This window comes from Luteibacter rhizovicinus, assembly GCF_004342265.1.
Classification (GTDB): Bacteria; Pseudomonadota; Gammaproteobacteria; order Xanthomonadales; family Rhodanobacteraceae; genus Luteibacter; species Luteibacter rhizovicinus_B.
Genome location: NZ_SMCS01000003.1, coordinates 517,394 through 530,257, shown reverse-complemented (window position 1 = coordinate 530,257; position 12,864 = coordinate 517,394). Strand labels below are relative to the sequence as shown.

The 12,864-nt window shown below is 63.3% G+C and carries 8 protein-coding genes; 5 read left to right on the top strand and 3 right to left on the bottom strand.

The features are described from left to right. Positions 1-5: 5 nt before the first annotated feature. Genes EC912_RS10735 through EC912_RS10725 form a run of 3 tightly spaced genes read left to right on the top strand, consistent with a single transcriptional unit; the run spans position 6 to position 2,031 of the window. Entirely contained in the window at positions 6-632 is a 627-nt protein-coding gene (locus EC912_RS10735) for a LemA family protein (protein WP_132143752.1), read from the top strand. Then, entirely contained in the window at positions 632-1,531 is a 900-nt protein-coding gene (locus EC912_RS10730; protein ID WP_132143750.1) for a TPM domain-containing protein, read from the top strand. The genes EC912_RS10735 and EC912_RS10730 overlap by 1 nt, the downstream gene beginning before the upstream one ends. Continuing rightward, a complete protein-coding gene (locus tag EC912_RS10725; protein ID WP_132143748.1) occupies positions 1,531-2,031 on the top strand; it encodes a TPM domain-containing protein in 501 nt (166 codons plus the stop codon). Before EC912_RS10730 ends, EC912_RS10725 begins: the two co-directional genes overlap by 1 nt. A gap of 484 nt (positions 2,032-2,515) precedes the next feature. Here EC912_RS10725 and EC912_RS10720 read toward each other — a convergent pair whose 3' ends face one another. The 3 genes from EC912_RS10720 to EC912_RS10710 all read right to left on the bottom strand — a co-directional run bounded on the left by EC912_RS10720 (position 2,516) and on the right by EC912_RS10710 (position 11,002). Further along, positions 2,516-5,551, bottom strand: a complete 3,036-nt coding sequence (locus EC912_RS10720; protein ID WP_132143746.1) for a TonB-dependent receptor — start codon at positions 5,549-5,551, stop codon at positions 2,516-2,518. Positions 5,552-5,804: 253 nt separating this feature from the next. Beyond that, positions 5,805-8,753, bottom strand: a complete 2,949-nt coding sequence (locus EC912_RS10715) for a TonB-dependent receptor plug domain-containing protein (RefSeq protein WP_132143744.1) — start codon at positions 8,751-8,753, stop codon at positions 5,805-5,807. A 278-nt stretch (positions 8,754-9,031) separates the two neighbouring features. Beyond that, a complete protein-coding gene (locus EC912_RS10710; RefSeq protein WP_132143742.1) occupies positions 9,032-11,002 on the bottom strand; it encodes an alpha/beta hydrolase family protein in 1,971 nt (656 codons plus the stop codon). 162 nt (positions 11,003-11,164) lie between these two features. Between EC912_RS10710 and lgt the strand changes: the two genes are divergently transcribed. Next, the gene (lgt, locus tag EC912_RS10705) at positions 11,165-11,992 is read left to right on the top strand and encodes a prolipoprotein diacylglyceryl transferase (RefSeq protein WP_132143740.1); all 828 of its coding nucleotides are present in this window, start codon (positions 11,165-11,167) and stop codon (positions 11,990-11,992) included. A gap of 13 nt (positions 11,993-12,005) precedes the next feature. Next, positions 12,006-12,800, top strand: a complete 795-nt coding sequence (locus EC912_RS10700) for a thymidylate synthase (RefSeq protein ID WP_132143738.1) — start codon at positions 12,006-12,008, stop codon at positions 12,798-12,800. Positions 12,801-12,864 lie beyond the last annotated feature (64 nt).

The following is a 12,864-nucleotide window of genomic DNA, read 5'->3' as shown; positions in this document are numbered from 1 at the left end:
TCGCCATGAAATTTCTGCGCGCCGCCGCAACGCTGTTGCTTGTTCTCGCCCTGTCCGGTTGCGGGTACAACTCTATCCAGCGCGAGGACGAGGCCGTCAAGGCTGCCTGGTCCGAAGTGCTCAACCAGTACCAGCGCCGGGCCGACCTGGTGCCCAACCTCGTCAATACCGTGAAGGGTTACGCCCAGCACGAAGAGCGCGTCCTTACCGAAGTGACCAATGCGCGCGCCAGGGTCGGCAGCGTCCAGGTCACGCCGGAACTGCTCAACGATCCCGAAGCGCTCGCCAAATTCCAGGCGGCCCAGGGTCAGCTGAGCGGTGCGCTGTCGAGACTGATGGTGGTCAGCGAAAACTATCCGCAGCTGAAGGCCGACGGTTCGTTCCGCGACCTGCAGGCGCAGCTGGAAGGCACCGAAAACCGCATCACCGTGGCGCGCAATCGCTATGTGGCGTCGGTGCAGTCCTATAACACCCTGATCCGTTCGTTCCCGAACAACCTCACCGCCAAGGTGATGGGTTACAAGGTGAAGCCGAACTTCAGCGTCGAGAACGAGAAGGCGATTTCCACCGCGCCCACCGTCGACTTCGGTACCGCTCCGAACAGCGCACCGGCTCCCGCGGCTACGCGCTGATGTCATCCCTCCGGGGCCGTCTGCTCGTACTGCTGGCGGCACTCCTGCTGCCGCTGGCGACATCCGCTTTCGCGGACGAGCCGGCCGCACCCACGCTGAAGCGTCACGTCACGGATCTCACCGGGACGTTGACGCCTCAGCAGGTGGATGAGCTGGACGGTAAGCTCACCGCCCTGGAGAAAACGAAGGGTGCCCAGGTCGTCGTCCTCGTCGTCGACAGCACCCAGCCCGACGATATCGAGAGCTATTCGCTCAAGGTCGCCGAGGCGAACAAGGTCGGGCGGAAAGGCCCCGACGACGGCGTACTGCTGCTGGTCGCCAAGGGCGACCGGCGCGTTCGCATCGAGGTCGGTTACGGCCTGGAGGGCGCGCTTCCCGATGCCATCGCTTCGCGCATCATTCGCGAATACCTGGCGCCGAAATTCCGCACGAACGATTACTACGGCGGCATCGCCGATGCCGTCGGTGCGATCACTCAGATTGTGCAGGGCGAGGCTTTGCCGCCGCCCGTGGCGCCCGACGAAAATCACGAGCGCCATCGCGGCGGCAGCAACTGGTTCTTTATTCTCATCGTGGTGGTGTTTGCCGTTAAGGGCTTTCTCGGCAGGTCGCCGTGGTGGGTGCGCGCACCCGTCGGCGGTGCCGTCGCCGGCGGCATCGTATGGCTCGTGCTTGCCTCGCTCGGCGTGGGCGCGCTCGCGGCCGTCCTCGGCGCGGGATTCATGCTGATCCCTGCGGGAGCGGGGCGCTCGATCGGTGGCGGCGGCTGGGGCGGTTTCGGGGGCTTCGGCGGCGGTGGCGGTTTTGGTGGTGGCGGGTTCGGCGGCGGTGGTGGAGGCGGCGGGTTCAGCGGTGGCGGCGGCAGTTTTGGTGGCGGCGGCTCATCGGGGAGCTGGTAATGGATATGAAGCGCGTTTTCGCCAACCTTTTCGGTGCATGGTTCCAGCTGCACCGGCAGTTTCCGTCCGATGTACTTGACGCCATCGCACACGACGTCGGCGAAGGCGAAAGCACACACCGCGGCGAATTGCGGGTGGTGATCGAATCGCGTCTGCCGATCGGGTCCGTGATGGCGGGCTATACGGCTCACGTCCATGCACTGGACCTGTTCACGCACCTGCGTGTGTGGGACACGCACGACAACTGCGGCGTGCTGCTGTACGTGCTGCTTGCCGAGCATCACATCGAGATCGTCGCGGATCGCGGCATCGTCGCCAGGGTCGGGCAGGGTGAGTGGGAGACCATCACTACTGAGATGCGCAAAGCGTTCGCCGCCGGGCAGTGGCGCGAAGGTATGGTGGCGGGTGTGGCCGCCGCGAATGCGCTGCTGGCACTTCACTTCCCCGCGGATGGCTCGCCGCGCACCAATGAACTGCCGGATCGCCCGCTGATCCTCTGAGGTCCCGCGTACGGCTTCGATTCCGATGGCCGTTTTCTGTGGGAGCGCGCCTGCGCGCGAAAGGGTGCTCGCCGATACGACCGGTTATCGCGAGCACCCTTTCGCGCGCAGGCGCGCTCCCACAGAAAACGATGGACGCCGCGTTATCCACAGGCGCTGTGGACACTTGCTGCATAAGCATGTGGATAAGTCGGGTTCGTCCTTTACTGGCGCGCACTTGCGTTGCGCTGCTCAATTCCTGACCGCCGGGTTTTGCCTTTTTGTAGGAGCCCGCTTGCGGGCGAAAGCCAACAGGGCGATGAAGACGGATACTCACCTCCGCGAGCCCGATCTACGGGCTGCGGATGTCACGCACATCATCTCCGCTATGTTGGCTTTCGCCCGCAAGCGGGCTCCTACAAAAAAACGCTGACGACATAAAAAAGGGCCGCCCTTGCGGGCGGCCCTCCTTGCGCTTCGTCGCCTTAGCGACTCCGTGCGGGTATTACAGGGTGAAGTCGTACTGGACCATCAGACGGAAGTAACGCGGCGTCTGGTAGTAGGTCGGCACGCGGTACGTCGTGTTGTAGAACGTCTGGTTCGCACGCTCGCCGATCTCGCTGATCGCGATGGGCTTGCTGTTGTTGAACACGTTGATCGCGTCCAGCTGCAGCGTCAGACCCTTGACGTAAGCCGGGGTGTAGACGACGTTCGGGCTGATCGTCCAGTTCCACGGCAGACGCTTCTGGTGACCGCGCTCGTTGACTTCGCCTTCGCAGTAGAAGTACTCGGACTGGTAGCTCGGGATGCCGTAAGGAATACCGTTGCCGCCGCCGAAGCAGCTCGTCGGACGACCCGACTCGACCAGCAGGTTCAGGCCAACCGACCATTCCGGCGTGAACTTGTAGCCACCGTAAGCCTTGATGCTGTGGCGACGATCGTTCGGCAGGTAGCCGTTCGAACCGTTCATGATTTCCGGGTAATCGAATGCGCTGGTCGTGCCGGTATCGGTCTGGGCGTTGTCCGACTTCACCAGACCTTCGGTGTTGCCGTAGTTCTTCGCCCAGGTGTACGACGCGTTCACGTACCACTTGTCGGTAGCCTTCTCAGCGGTCAGCACGACCGACTGGTAGCTACGCTTCGCCTTCGGACCAAGCTTGTCGCCCGGGATCGTGACGTTGCGGAGCACGCCGCTGCCGTCCAGATCGAGGTCGAGGGTCAGCTTGCTGCCCGGGTTGTAGATGTAGCAACCCGGCATGGTCGACGGCGGCGTGAACTTGTCGCCGTTCGCGTCCATGTTCAGGCCGATCGACTGGCCGTAGGCATAGAACGGACGCCAGTCGCAGGTGTCGTCGATGGCGTTGTTGAGCTTGCGGTAGATCGCCTTGGCGCCGACAACCCAGTCGTTCAGGAACTCGTTGTCGCTGGTCAGGCGGTGCTGGAAGCCGAGGATGTACTCATCCTGCGAGTACGGCTTCAGGTCGCGCGAGGCCACCGAACGCGGGTCCGGCGTACTGCCGTTCTCGCCGTTGACGATCTGGAGGTCGCCGATCGGGGCGCCGAGGGTCGGCACGCCCTGGGCGTTGACGCCAGAGTAGTTGTAGTCCTGGATCGTGTAGTACGACGACGTAGCGGCGCGCAGGGCGACGTTCGCGGCGATCGGCAGCGAGTAGCGGCCGGCGGTGGCGAAGATCTTGGTCGACGAATCGCCGAACAGATCCCACGACAGGCCCAGACGCGGCTGCCAGATGTTGTTCTGCTTGACGAAGGTCTTGCCAGCGCCGTTCATGTTGTCGAACGAATCGTTACGCACGCCGATGTAGGCGAGGAAGCGATCGTTGATCTGCCAGCTGTCCTGCAGGTAGTAGGACTTCTGGTCGATCGAGACCGAACCACCGGTGCGGTAGTTGTACTGCGAGACGAAATCCTGGCCAGCCTTGTTGGTCTGGTAGTAGTACAGCGAACCACCGGCGTAGCTCTGGCCGGCATCCGAGCTCCACTTTTCCTTGCTGAAACCGCCGGCGATGTCGTGGTCGCCGATCTTCCAGTCAAGGTCGATGCGCCACGCGGTGCGCTTATCTTCACCGTTGAAGATGTCGATCGTGCTGGAGGTGTAGCAGGAGTTGTACGGCTGGGTGATGCCGTTGATCGTGCTGTCGCGGCTGTCGATGACGTACGGGCAACCGTTGTTGGCGCCGTTGATGTTGCCGTCGTACTTGGTGGTCGTGCCATCGGGAGCAATGTACTGCGAAGAGTTCTTGCTCTTCATCTTGCCCCACTGAGCCGACAGGGTGAGGTCGTCGGTCAGGTAGCTGGTGTACTTGAAGATATCGACGTCGCCACCGGTCTTCACCTGGCGCTGGCCACGGTAATCCGTGGTGTAAGGCGTGCCGTCGGCACCATAGACCGACGAGTAGTAATTGTTCGTCGTGTGCTTGGTGTTGTTCATCCTCGTGTACTCGAGGATGTTGCTGTCGTTGATGTTCCAGTCAAGCTTGATCAGGTAGAACGGGTCGCTGTACGTATCGCGCGTGGCGGCCGTCGACGACTGGCCCTTGCCGGTGCCTGGAGCGGTCGGGTAGGTGGTACCCGTTTCGCGGTGCGACTGGAAGATGCCGTAGAAGAACAGCTTGTCCTTGACCAGCGCGCCGCCGATCCATGCCGAGTAGACATTGTCGTTGTCGGAGTTGCGGTCGTAGTTGCGATACAGCGTGCCGTTCTTGCGGTACGTCGTGTCTTCGTTCTCGCGGGCGTAGGCCGGGGTGTACACCCAGCTGGCGCCGCCCTTCCACTCGTTGGTACCACGCTTGGTGATGACCGAGGTCACGCCGCCGGTGGAGAAGCCGTACTGCGCGCCGTAGCCGCCGGTCTGCACGTCGAGCTGCTGGATGGCCTGGAACGGCACTTCCGAGAACGACAGGTTGTTGTACAGGTTGGTGACGTTGAAGCCGTTGACGTAGTAGCTGTTCTCGGCGACCGAGGAGCCACCGAACGACGGCAGGTTGCCGAAGCGCGTGTCGCCCTTGGTGGTGCCCGGGGTCAGCGCGGCGACGTCGACGACGTTACGCGGCACCGGCAGCTTGTCGAGCTGGTCGGCCGTGAAGCTGGTGCGCGATTCGACCGACGCGACGTCGATGGAGGCGAGCGCATTGGCCGACACCGTCACGGTGTCCAGCGACTGCGGGCTCGCATCGGCGGAAGCGGCCGGCGCGGTGAAGTTGATCTGTGCCGACTGGCCAGCGATGACGTTGATGTCGCGCGTGGTGACGGTCTGGCCGTTCTGCTGAACGTTGATGCGGTAGTTGCCGACCGGCAGCGACGAGACGCGGTAGCGGCCGTCTTCGCCGACGGTGACCTGGCGGGTCTGGCCCGAGCCGAGGTTCTGCATCTGGATGGTCTGCGAAGCCGTGGCGGTACCGTAAACGTCGCCGACGGTGCTCTGAGCGAAGGCGGAGCCCGCAACGAGGCAGGCGCCCAGAGCGGACACGAGCGCAGTGCGCTTCAGCACGCGCGAACGCGTGAGCAGGGTGGTGCTTGTCATGAGGTCAAATCTCCCTGGCCCTGCACGAAGGCAAGGCTGAACAGCTTGGAATTAGCGCCGACGGACGGCACTCGTTGTGGGTAACGAGGGTGCGGAGATGGGGATCTCCACGTCGCGCCAAACCCCCAGGCGCATTGCGACGTAACGTGAACATAACGCGACAGTCACATGCATGCAAGGTTTTGAGAAAGAATCTCATTTACTCGTAAAAACGTACGAATGCGTACGTTTTGCCGCCCGGCGGGGCGCCGCCTCAGAATTTCTGGTCGTATCCGACGTAGAAATAACGGTCGATATCGAAAGCGGGGTTATACGGCGGGCTGCCGCTCCCGGTGGCGGTGACGCTGTAGTACAGCGGTCCCTTCCGATTGAAGATGTTGTTGACGCCGATCGTGAAATTGCCGTTCCAGCGGGCCCGGTAGCGCAACTGCGCATCGTTGAAGGCAATGGAGCCTTTCTGGCTGACGCCGAGACCGCCCGTGCGTTCGTTTTTCTCGTTCGGGCGATTGCACTCGACATCGCTGGTGTAGCAGGCGTCTTTCAGGCCCGAGTAGTAACGCAGCGTCCAGCTGGCGCCGAACTGGCGATAGTCCCAGTCGAGCCGCAGGTTCGAGCGGACGCGATAAAGTCCCTGCGTCCCGTCCATATAGCCGACGAGGTTGTGGGATGCGATGCCCGGGCCGCTGGAGCGTTCGTAGCTCGACAGGTACGAGCTGTCCGACGAGACCCTGAAGGAACCGATCGACGTTTCCGGCAGGCGATAGTGCAGGCCGAGGTCGTAACCGTCGGTCCGCAAACGGCCGAGATTGGCGAGGCTTTCGTTCAGCGCTGTGATGCGCCCGTCGGGGCCCCGCGTGAAACGGCCGCAGAACGTCGGATCGTTCTGCAGGTAGCAGTAATTGAGGATATCGCTGGCGAGTACCGTCGAGATGATGTTCGCGACGTCGACTTTGTAATAGTCGAGCGTGATGTCCATGCCCGACACATAGGACGGGCTGTACACGAGTCCCGCCGTACGCGTGATCGACGTTTCGGGACGAAGGTTGCGGTTGGAGCCGGCCAGGAACGGGATCGGCGACTGGCCGCCCGTATTGGACGAAATCTGTTTGCCCGAGAGATCGACCTGACGGTAGTTCGCCGGCACACCGGCGGTGGCGCAGCGCGCTTTCACATCGGCATTCGTGACCGAGGCGCCGAATGCCGAGTCGCAGGGATCGAGGAAGGTTTCGAAGCTCTCGGCGGTGCCGGCGTAAAGATCGTTGATCGTCGGCGCGCGGAAACCCTGGGCGAAGGTGCCACGTAAAAGCAGGTCGTCGAACGGTTTCCAGCGGAAGCTGTACTTGTTGTTCGTCGTGCTGCCGAAGTTGCTGTAGCGCGAATAGCGCGTCGCCACATTGACGGCGAGTTCCTGCGCGAACGGAAGATCGCGAAGCAGGGGCACGTCGAGTTCGAGATACGCTTCGTTGACGGTGTAACTGCCGTCGGTAGGTGCGCTGGCGAGGTTTGTCGTCAGGCCCGCGGCGTCGTTGCCGTCCGGTCGATACGTGCCGGTTTCCTTGCGATGTTCGATGCCGCCGGCGATGTTCACGGTGCCGCCGCCATTGGTACCGGCAAGCCAGGGAAGGTCGACGATGCCGCCGGTGATATTCGCCGTGATGTCGTTCGTGCGGCTGGTCTGGCGCGTGGTGCCGGTGGCGCCGATATAGTTCCAGACGGCCTGCGGCGTGCCGCCAGGGCCTGCCAGAATGTTCCAGGGCACGCAGCCGGCCGCCCGATCGGCAGCATTGGCGCAGACGACCTGGCCGCCGATGACGGTGGTCGGACCCAGCGCTTTCTCGGCGTTCGGCAGATAGATATTTCCGTTGGCTACCTGCCGGCTCTTCGTTTCCGAGTAGTTGTAGGTAGCATCCCAGGTCCAGTCGCGACCGGCGATGCCGACCGTGCCCTCGGCCCCGAAATCGATGTGCGCGAGCTTGCTCTTCGACCAGGTGACGCGCGGCATTTCCACGGTGCGCCGGAAGAACGGCGTGGCGTAACCGGGGAAGGGGTTGTATGCATTGTTCGGATCGATGACCAAGCCATCGCCGCGTCCGGAGGCGGATTGCAGCGGATAGCCGGCGACCTGGGTCGTGCTGTCGCGCATGCTGTAGCTGACCATGCCGCGCAGCGCGACGCTGTCGCTAACGTTGTAGCGTCCGGTGGCGAACAGATTGCGCAGCTTGCTTCCCGAACGGAACGTGGTGTCGCGCTGGGTGTTGTACTTGTCCGCGTTGCTGTTGGCATCGTACGGATGGTAATTCACGAGATCGGCGGTATTGCCGACGACGCCCCCCGGATGATTGACGACGTAGTTGTTAGGTACCCACGTCCCGTCGGGCGCGAAACTGCCCGCACCGGCGGTGCCGTCGGCGCGCGGATCGACAACGCCGCCATACGCGCCGAGCCCCAGGCCATCGCCAGGATGCCGTGGACCATTCGGATACGACGTGAGGCTGCGCTTCGAGGCCATCATCGGATCGTTGTCCTGATACGACGCGCCAAGAATGATGGAGGCGTTTTCGGTGCTGCGGCCCCATGTGAAGTCGCCGTTCTTCTGCGCGCCGTCGCCCTTGCCGTTGACGCCGTAGTAGACGTTGGCTTCGGCGCCTTCGAAGCGATCGCGCGTGATGATGTTGACCACGCCGCCGATGGCGTCGGAACCGTAAATGGACGATGCGCCGTCCTTCAGCACGTCGATCCGTTCGATGATCGAGACGGGCAGCGTCGACAGATCGGTCAGGCCGCTGAGGCTGCTGCTCCACCGGCGTCCGTTGACCAGCACCAGCGTGCGTTGCGAACCGAGGTTGCGCAGATCGGTATAGCGGCCGCCCGTATCGCCGCCCGACGTGAGGTTGTCCTGGGGTGTGATGTCCGCCGTGCCGATGGACGGTATCAGCGCGAGTATGTCGTCGACCTGGGTCAGGCCGCTTGCGCGAATGGCTTCGCGATCCATGAATACGACCGGCTGCGCCGTCTCGACGTCGGTTCCGCGGATACGCGAGCCGGTGACGGTGATGGCATCCAGCGTCTGCGACCGGGACGTGCCGGTCGACCCGGCGTCCTGGGCATGCAGCGCAGCGGACGCAAGACAGGTGCCGAGTGCGGCGGCAAGCGCAGCGCGACGAAACGCGCGGTGGCGCGTCTGCGAGGTACCTGATTGCATGCTGGTGAAGCCTCCCGTGGCCCGGCGGACGTCGCGGGGCCACGTCGATTCTACGGCAGTTGGCCGCCGGGAAGGGAGGGGGAGGCCGCTAACCGGTTGATTGGAAACGCCGGCTCTACTTGTGGGAGCGCGCCTGCGCGCGAAAGCCAACAGGGCGAGGATGACGGATGCTCACCTCCCCGAGCCCGTTTCCCGGGCCGCGGATGCCACGCATGGCATCTTCGCTCCGTTGGCTTTCGCGCGCAGGCGCGCTCCCACACAGATAGACGGCTTGCGTTTTACTTCGTCGCCGCCGGCGTATCGCCTTCGCCGATGTTGGCCTTGAGGAAGGTTTCCATCTTCGTCAGGAACGCTTCCTCGTTCTCCGACTTGTAGAAGCCGTGGCCTTCGCCCGGGACCGACATCCACTCGTACTTGCGATGGGCCTTGTCCAGCGCCGCGCGCATCGCCTTGGCCTGCTCGAACGGTGCACGCTGGTCGTCCTCGCCGTGGACGAGGAATACCGGCACATCGATCTTGTCGGCCAGCATCGTCGGGGAGTTGGCGGCAAGATCGGCATCGTCGCGACCGATAACGTTCGTCAGATAGCTACGGCCGTATTTCTGCTGACGGATATCGCCCTTGCTGTACATCATTTTCAGGTCGTAGATGCCGGCGTAGCCGATGGCACAACGGAACATGCCCGGTGCACGCGCCACCGTCATCATCGCCGAGTACGCACCGAAGCTCGCGCCGTAGACGCAAATCCGCTTCGGGTCCGCATAGGTCTGGTCGATAGCCCATTTCACGCCATCGATCATGTCCTGCTGCACGCGTGTACCCCACTTCAGGTAACCGGCCTGGTCGAACTCGGCGCCGCGGCCGGACGATCCACGGTAGTTGACCTGCAGAACGAGGTAGCCGCGATTGGCGAGGAACTGCGCGTCGCTGTCGTAGAACCAGTCGTCCGATACACCGTGCGGGCCACCATGCGGCAGCAGCACCATCGGTAAGCCGGCCTCGGTTTTGCCCTTGGGCAAGGTGAGGATGCCCTCGATTTCGCGGCCGTCGCTGGCCTTGAAACGAATCGGACGACGCTCCGCCATCTTCGCGGGATCGACCCAGGGTTCGGAAGCGAACAGTGCCTTCGCCTTCAGCGTATGCATGTCCATCATGAAGTAGCGGCCCGGATCGCGGTCGCTGGAAATGTAGACGAGGAGCTGTCCGCCATCCTCGCTGAAGTCCACGAAGTGCACGAAATAGCCCGGAAATTTCTGGCTGAGCGCGGCGTGTATTTTCGCGGCGGGCAACTGGGGATCGAGATAGGTGACCTTCGGAACGCCCGTGAGTGTGCGTACGCCGAATGGCTGTTCGGGAGCGGCTGTCCAGAGCCCGGACGTGCTCACGCTGCCGAAGTCGTCTTTCGCCAGCACCTTGCGGTTGGCGCCCGATTCGTCCTGCTCCACCAACTGCGCCGGGCCACCCGCCGGGCTATAGAACGCCCATAGCCGCGTGCCGCCGGACACCTGCCGGATCGGCGAGAACGATACGCCCGACTGGTCGCGGCCCCACTTCGCCCAGCTGTTGTTTTCGCGGTGGTATACGACGTAGTTGAAGTCGTTGTCCTTGCCCCAGGCGAAAAGTACGTTGCCGTCCGCACCGACCATGAAGTCGACATCCGACATGTCGAACTGGGTCATCAGGTGACGGGCGCTCGTTTCCGCGTCGACGTCGTAGAGCAACGTACGGTTCTGGTTATCCCAGGCCACCGCGCGCATGTAGAAGTGACCGTTGGTCTTGACCGGCAGGCCGTCGACCGTGCCCCAGCCCCGGTCGGTGGATCGCGTGGCCGAGCGGCGTCCGAAGGTTTCGCTGCCGTAGAGATAATCCTGGCGCTTGCCGTTGACGTCGACGGCAAGCAGCTCGCCCGTCATGAACGGTTTTTCGACCGAGCCGTACTGTTTGCCCTTGGCAACGACGATTCGCGTCGAATTCACCCACACCACCTGCGCCGGCACCTCGTACATCGGCATGCGGATCAGACTGACCGGGTGAGTCATGTCGTCCACGTCGTAGATCGCAAGCGAGTGCGACCGGCCGTCGGGATCGTCGACCTGGATGGAAATGTGCTTGCCGTCCGGCGACAGGCGAGGGCTCAGCAATTCCGGTTTACGCGCGAAATCGCTGGCCGGAATGAGGTCGGCGGACTGAACGACAGGTACGAACATACAAAGCGCGGCCACGACGGCACGCACGCGATAACGCGACATGAATTGCTCTCCCCCTGGTTTGGTACTTCCCTGCGGCATCGCCTCCCCGGCGACGTCGCGACGGGTCGAGTATAGGCAAACGCGGGGCGCAGTCCAGCGCCGCATTCGCCCCGTTCGCGCGCCCCCGCTACACTGGGTGCCTGCGTTTCTTCCGGCTCCCTTATGGCAACCCCTTACGTCGTCTCGCTCGATCCCGTCGCCTTCAGCCTCGGCCCGGTCCAGGTCCACTGGTACGGCCTGATGTACCTGCTTGGCTTCCTCGGGGCGTGGGGCCTCGGCGAGTACCGCCGTCGCCAGGGACGCCTGCCGGTGACCGCCGACGCCTTCGGCGACCTGTGCTTCTACGCCATGATGGGCGTGGTGGTGGGCGGTCGCGTCGGCTACATGCTTTTCTATACCTCCATCAGCTGGATATGGACCGACCCGCTGGCGATTTTCCGCATCTGGGATGGCGGCATGTCCTTCCATGGCGGCCTGTTGGGTGTGCTGGTGGCTGGCCTGTGGTGGTCGCGCCGGCACCGCGTTCATTTCATGGATACGGTGGATTTCGTCGCGCCGGTGGTGCCGATCGGCCTTGGGCTGGGCCGGCTGGGTAATTTCATCAACGGCGAGCTGTGGGGCAAGCCCACCGATATGGCGATCGGCATGATCTTCCCGCACGCGCCGGACGCGTTGCCCCGCCATCCGTCCCAGCTTTACGAATTCGCGCTGGAAGGCGTCGTCATGTTCACGGTGCTCTGGCTCTATTCCGCGAAGCCGCGCCACCGTTACGCGGTCTCGGGCCTGTTCGCGCTGCTGTACGGCAGCTTCCGCTTCCTGGTCGAGTTCGTCCGCTTGCCCGACCCGCAGCTCGGTTACCTGGCCTTCGGTTGGGTCACGATGGGCCAGATCCTTTCCCTGCCGCTGATCGTCGTCGGTCTGGTGCTTCTGGCGATGTCGCGCCGGGCGCCGTACGCGCCGCTCGCCGCAGCCGCCGCCCCCCAGTCCTGATATCGTCCGTCCGATGCAGCCCTATCTCGATCTCCTCCGGCACGTTCTCGATCACGGTACCGAAAAAGCGGACCGCACCGGTACCGGCACGCGCAGCGTGTTCGGCTGGCAGATGCGCTACGACCTGTCGCGCGGCTTCCCGCTGGTGACGACGAAGAAGCTCCACATCCGCTCGATCGTGCACGAGCTGATCTGGTTCCTGCAGGGCGACACCAATATCGGGTACCTGAAGGAAAACGGCGTCAGCATCTGGAACGAATGGGCCGATGCCAACGGCGACCTCGGTCCCGTCTATGGGCGCCAGTGGCGCGCATGGCCCACGGCCGACGGCCGGGTGGTCGACCAGATTTCATGGGTGATCGACGAGATCGCGCGCAATCCCGATTCGCGCCGCCTGATCGTTTCGGCGTGGAACGTCGGCGAACTACCGAAAATGGCGTTGATGCCATGCCATACGATGTTTCAGTTCTACGTGGCGAACGGGCGGCTGTCGTGCCAGCTGTATCAGCGCTCGGGCGACATCTTCCTCGGCATCCCTTTCAACATCGCCAGTTACGCGCTGCTTACCCACATGATCGCGCAGGTTACCGGCCTGGAAGTCGGCGATTTCGTGCTGACGCTGGGCGATGCGCACCTGTACAACAATCACGTGGAACAGGCGCGTACCCAGCTGGCGCGCGAACCGCGGGCACTGCCGAAACTGGAGCTTAATCCCGACGTGCGCTCGGTTTTCGACTTCCGCTTCGAAGACGTCGCCATCGCCGGTTACGAACCTCACCCGGCCATTCGCGCGCCCGTCGCGGTCTGAGTCGTATGCTCGCCGTGTCGGGCGGGCGCTTCTTAAAACATTCGTTAGTTTCCTGCGTAGCGCC

Excerpts from the sequence above, each read along its gene's own strand:
- EC912_RS10735 (WP_132143752.1), top strand. The coding sequence starts at position 6 with ATGAAATTTCTGCGCGCCGCCGCAACGCTGTTGCTTGTTCTCGCCCTG.
- EC912_RS10730 (WP_132143750.1), top strand. The coding sequence starts at position 632 with ATGTCATCCCTCCGGGGCCGTCTGCTCGTACTGCTGGCGGCACTCCTG.
- EC912_RS10725 (WP_132143748.1), top strand. The coding sequence starts at position 1,531 with ATGGATATGAAGCGCGTTTTCGCCAACCTTTTCGGTGCATGGTTCCAG.
- EC912_RS10720 (WP_132143746.1), bottom strand. The coding sequence starts at position 5,551 with ATGACAAGCACCACCCTGCTCACGCGTTCGCGCGTGCTGAAGCGCACT.
- EC912_RS10715 (WP_132143744.1), bottom strand. The coding sequence starts at position 8,753 with ATGCAATCAGGTACCTCGCAGACGCGCCACCGCGCGTTTCGTCGCGCT.
- EC912_RS10710 (WP_132143742.1), bottom strand. The coding sequence starts at position 11,002 with ATGTCGCGTTATCGCGTGCGTGCCGTCGTGGCCGCGCTTTGTATGTTC.
- lgt (WP_132143740.1), top strand. The coding sequence starts at position 11,165 with ATGGCAACCCCTTACGTCGTCTCGCTCGATCCCGTCGCCTTCAGCCTC.
- EC912_RS10700 (WP_132143738.1), top strand. The coding sequence starts at position 12,006 with ATGCAGCCCTATCTCGATCTCCTCCGGCACGTTCTCGATCACGGTACC.